Genomic DNA, 4,746 nt, shown 5'->3' with positions numbered 1-4,746 from the left:
TGGTTGCGCGGGTTCGGCGAATTTTGCGCCGCCGTCGTTGGCCATGTAGACGACTGCCCGGGCGATTTCGAAGTCGCTATAGTCGTCGGGACTCGTGCCGCCGCGAGCGGGCATGCCGCCTTTGCCGTTGAGGGCGTTGTGAAGCAGCGTGTCGTAGCCTTCCGCAATGCGCGGCGCCCAGTCGCCCGCGTTGCCGAACTTCGGCGCGCCGGCAACACCGGCCGTGTGACAGGTCGTGCAGACCGCCTTGAATACCTGCTCGCCGGTTTTGTAGACGCGCGGGGCGTTGGCGTCGCGGATATCGACTTGCGCGACCGGGGCGATACGCTCGGCGACGGCGGCGTCCGACAGGGAATCGGTACCGGCGCCAGTGCGGGTCGTGTTGTTGACGTAGACGGCCAGCAGGACGATCACGACGATCGGAATGGCGAACCCGGCGACGATTGCCGCGATGAGTTGGCCTGGCGTTTTGATCGGGACTCCGTGGGGTGCTTCACTCATGCTCGTCTCGTCTCCCTTTTTATTTGTGAGTCGGTCCAGCGACAGCGTGACAGCAGGGGTAGATCTCTCGAATACTTTTAAACGTTTTCGCCAGCACGGTCGATTATAGACGGAACGTTTACGTGACGGCATACCCGCAAAGGCTTGTCGCAGCGCGTGTTAACCCGGATTTTCGGGGTTTTTGCAGGGATGTTGCGAAGGACGAGGGTCGGGCCTTCCAACCCTTGCGATGGACGAATCGGACGAAAACAGGTATTGTTTCGGACTCGCAGCGGTCCTGCCTCCATGATTTTGTATATGGAACGCGGTGCCCCTTGCTCATATGCGCCCGTAGCTCAATGGATAGAGTACTGCCCTCCGAAGGCAGGGGTTGCTGGTTCGATCCCAGCCGGGCGCACCAAGATTTAGCGCAAATCGAGTTTCCTGGTCATTCCAGGATCACATTCAGCTCCAAACGCATTCCAAGTGCCGCCAGCGCAGAAGCGTTGGTGTCGACTGTCGTCGCGGGTCATTCGCAAATGCCGCGCCTCGCTTAGATGGGCCTTCCTTGATTTCGCTCTGCTGGATTGGCTTTCCTGTCGCCCACGCTTTCTGATCAAAATCCAATTGGTCGTAAGGACACGGGAGAGCGGACCATAGATTCCGTCAGTGAATCGACGTCCGATATCGCATCGGCAGTTGGAGGTGCCAGAGGAATAAACCATTTCCTGCATCGGATTGAGGAAAACGTGCGTAGTTAAGTAGGCGCGTCCGCCGGGCAAGCCGAAACTCGCCTCCACGCTTCGCAGAAACGCGAGCCGTTTAACAACCCCTCGACCACCCAACCAGGCCGAAACCAGAGCCACCCCCGCCATTGACCCATATACTCCCGCCCAAAATCCCATCCACCCTCCATCCGCACCCCAATTTCCCTTTGCATATAGCGCGCATCAACGCAGTAGGATTGCGGTTGCGCACTACGCAGCCACTGTAGAAAACGTCGGTTTAAACCACTAAACCATAAAAAAAGGGACACAGAATGGGGCATTCGCATGACCCCGTGCAGCGGCCGCGCGGCTATGTCTGGTCTCCGCATCGCGATCCGGAAAGGGAGCAGGCAACGCTCCGAGTCGCACTCGGCGGACTCGCGGCCGTGGCGTATGGCGCGTTCGCGTGGTTCGATCCTTCTCCTGCGGCGACCGCATGCTTTCGCGTGCTCGCGTTGTATCTGGTTTATGGCGTGGCCAGCCGGGTGATCATCGGCGGGATGCCGCGTCATTCGGACGTGCGTCTTGCTATCACCACGATCGCGGATCAGGCGCTCCTCGCCCTGATTCTTGCCGCCGGCGGCCCGCTCGCGCTGCCTATGCTCTGGGCCATTTTCCTGTTCCTGATCGGCGCAGGAGGGCGTTATGGGAAGCGGACGCTGGCGTTGTCGTGCGTTACGGCACTGGCCGGAATCGTCGCACTATCCATGCTTCAGCCATGGTGGCGTCTCAACCGGCCGGCGGCGCTTGGCATTGGCTTGAGTGTGCTGGCGGCATCGGTATATCTGAGTGTGCTGGTCGGCCGGCTCGGCAGCGCGAACCGCGATCTCGCGCTCCGGGCAGGCACCGATCCGCTCACCGGATTGAGCAACCGGTACGCACTGGAACAAACCATCGGACGGGCGGTGACGGCGATATCGACGGGACAGGAGGGCGCGACGGCGTTGTTGCTGATCGATCTCGATGGCTTCAAGGAAGTCAACGATACCTACGGCCACGAAGTTGGCGACGTCGTGCTGCGAACCTTTGCTGATTCGCTGTTACGCCGTGTGCGGACCACCGATACGGTCGCGCGTCTCGGCGGCGACGAATTCGTGGTCCTCGCGCGTCACGTGACGGGCAGCCACGCGGTGCATACGGTCGCGAACGGAATTCACGCGGTGCTGGCGGAAATGACGTCGGTGCAGGACCGGGTGGTGAATGTATCGGCGAGTATTGGCGCATGCCTGATCTCGCCGGACCTGAAACCCATCTACACCGATATCGCCGTGCTGATGCGCGCGGCGGATCGTGCTATGTACCGGGCGAAGGCACTCGGCAAAGGCCGAACGGTGTTTGCCGAAGGCGCGGACTTCGAACCTTCTTGAAGCGGCTCAGAAAAAGCCGCCCCCTGACCGTCAGGCTTCCACGCCCGACCAGGCCTGTTCGCGCAACTTCGCGCGCAACCGAGCAACCGCCTGGCTATGCAACTGGCACACGCGCGATTCGCTGACTTCCATCACTGCGCCGATTTCACGCAGATTCAAGCCCTTCTCGTAATAGAGGCTCATCAGCAGCTTTTCGCGCTCGGGCAGTTTGTCGATGGCTTCGACCAGCGCCGAACGCAAACTGCCGTCGAGCAATGCGGACAACGGATCGGCTTTATCGACGCAATAACGGTCGAGGAACGGTTCGTCATCCGATGACCGGTCGAAGTCTTCGTAATAGATCAACTGGCTGCCGTGCAGATCCTGCAGCATGGTCTGGTATTCGTCGAGCGGCATGTTGAGGTGCTCGGCGACTTCCTGTTCGCTCGCCGACCGGCCAAGGTGCTGCTCGACCTTGTGTACCGCCGATTCGACCTCGCGCGACGTCTTGCGCATGCTGCGCGGCAGCCAGTCGTTGGCGCGCAGTTCGTCGAGCATCGCGCCACGAATCCGCTGGCTCGCGTATGTCTCGAACTGCGCGCCCTGGTCTTCCTTGTAGCGGCTGGCGGCGTCGAGCAGACCGATCATGCCTGCCTGGATCAGATCGTCGAGATCCACACTGGCCGGCATTTTCGCGACCAGTTGCAGACCCAGCCGGCGCACGAGCGGCGCGTAGCGGGTCAGGACCTCGGCTTGTGACAGTTTTCCCTGGGCGTTATACATCGCATTCACCTTTGTTCCTTCTTTGCTTCGTCACACCGCCGCCGGGCTACGCATTGCGAACTCCGGCGACGTTGTTTCGGTGCGGCGCGAGGTCGCTCCCGGGTTGATCGAACGCTCGATATTGCGTGGCGTTTCCCTATGGACGGCTTGCGCCGGCCATTCGAAGTGCGAACTTTCTGGCATCGGCCAATACTGCAGGTCGGCCGCGATGTGGCGGTAATCGCGGGCGGCGGCGGTCGTCGGAAATGCTTCGACTGCGCAGCGCGACAGTTCATGCGCCCTCGCCACACGCGGATCTTCCGCCACGCAACCGGCCGGCATGAGCTGCACGGCAAGGTAGCGGCTGGCGACACCGGCGAGGTTATCGAAGGCGATTTGCGCATCGGCGGCGTTCTTCACGTGGTTGACCACGATCCGGAAGCGCGAGATGGCGTGCGCGTAATGCAGGCGCTTGATGCATGCATACGCCTCGGTGATCGCGGCGGGAGCCACGCGTGTGACGATCACGAAGTCGTGCGCTTGCGCGGCGAGCGTGGACAACGCGCCGCTACGATCCGGTTGTGTGTCGATGAGAACGATATCAGCGGGTCCATCCAGCAAAACCCGGTAATGCGCGGCGTCGTGGCTGATGCGTTCGTCGCGGGGCGCGGCGATCATCGAAAAGCCGAACGGCGTGCGCGTGACTGCGTCCTGCAAGAAGCGCTTGCCGCCCAGCACGGCGCCAAGTGCGCCCGTGGACGGTACGTTGGCCAACCGGCTCGCCGACAACGCGTTCTGCCGTTCATCGATCACCAGCACGTCCTTGCCTTGCGCAGCAAGCGCGGCAGCGAGGTTGACGACCGTCGATGTATTTCCCGTACCGCCTATTCCGCCCGCCGGCGCGCCACACACGGCCACCACCCGCGAGCTGTTGCGCGTCAGCAGACGGCGCAAGCCTTCAGCCTGATCGGACACGAACTTATCCAAAGTGAACCTCATGCAGTTCGGTGGAAGCGCGCGCGGAGAGCGCGGAGAGGAGCGGCGGCACGTCGTCGTCTTGCGGCACGAATGGCGAGCCGTCGCGCGGAATGCAGAACGCGCTTTTGATCAGGAAGCGCTTGGTCGCGACATACAGGTTCTCCGGGACCTTCTGTCCGGTCGATACGTAATGCACCGGCAGCTTGTAGCGGATCACGGTATCGATCACGCCGCCCAGGTTCGTGGCTTCGTCGAGCTTGGTCAAAATGCAGCCCGCGAGCGGCGGTTGGTCGCGACATACAGGTTCTCCGGGACCTTCTGTCCGGTCGATACGTAATGCACCGGCAGCTTGTAGCGGATCACGGTATCGATCACGCCGCCCAGGTTCGTGGCTTCGTCGAGCTTGGTCAAAA

5 protein-coding genes, 1 tRNA gene and 1 pseudogene are annotated in these 4,746 nt (G+C 61.7%); 2 read left to right on the top strand and 5 right to left on the bottom strand.

What is annotated here, in order from left to right; all coding sequences use genetic code 11:
* The coding region (locus ACRXB1_RS30865; RefSeq protein WP_449494203.1) for a c-type cytochrome at positions 1–501 on the bottom strand (501 nt) is incomplete at its 3' end.
* A 324-nt stretch (positions 502–825) separates the two neighbouring features.
* Here ACRXB1_RS30865 and ACRXB1_RS30860 point away from each other — a divergent pair.
* Positions 826–901: transfer RNA gene (locus tag ACRXB1_RS30860), tRNA-Arg, on the top strand.
* 618 nt (positions 902–1,519) lie between these two features.
* On the top strand, positions 1,520–2,614 hold the full coding sequence (locus ACRXB1_RS30855; protein WP_449494202.1) for a diguanylate cyclase: 1,095 nt from the start codon (positions 1,520–1,522) through the stop codon (positions 2,612–2,614).
* A gap of 30 nt (positions 2,615–2,644) precedes the next feature.
* Here the strand turns inward: ACRXB1_RS30855 and ACRXB1_RS30850 are convergent, their stop codons facing one another.
* From ACRXB1_RS30850 to ACRXB1_RS30835, 4 genes and pseudogenes are all read right to left on the bottom strand, one after another.
* Positions 2,645–3,376: an RNA polymerase sigma factor FliA gene (locus tag ACRXB1_RS30850; protein ID WP_062168388.1), complete on the bottom strand. Its 732-nt coding sequence runs from the start codon at positions 3,374–3,376 to the stop codon at positions 2,645–2,647.
* A gap of 30 nt (positions 3,377–3,406) precedes the next feature.
* Positions 3,407–4,342: a MinD/ParA family ATP-binding protein gene (locus ACRXB1_RS30845; protein WP_375507909.1), complete on the bottom strand. Its 936-nt coding sequence runs from the start codon at positions 4,340–4,342 to the stop codon at positions 3,407–3,409.
* Positions 4,335–4,625 (bottom strand): annotated as a pseudogene (locus ACRXB1_RS30840) (flagellar biosynthesis protein FlhF); the annotation flags it as partial. The pseudogene ACRXB1_RS30840 and the gene ACRXB1_RS30845, both read right to left, overlap by 8 nt.
* Positions 4,595–4,696 carry a hypothetical protein gene (locus ACRXB1_RS30835; protein WP_449494204.1) on the bottom strand — a complete coding sequence of 34 codons (102 nt, stop codon included), beginning with the start codon at positions 4,694–4,696 and terminating at the stop codon, positions 4,595–4,597. The pseudogene ACRXB1_RS30840 and the gene ACRXB1_RS30835, both read right to left, overlap by 31 nt.
* Positions 4,697–4,746 lie beyond the last annotated feature (50 nt).

The sequence above is a fragment of the Caballeronia sp. M23-90 genome (assembly GCF_053574605.1).
The sequence above is the reverse complement of the archived record's forward strand: the minus strand, read 5'-3'. Positions and strand labels throughout refer to the sequence as shown.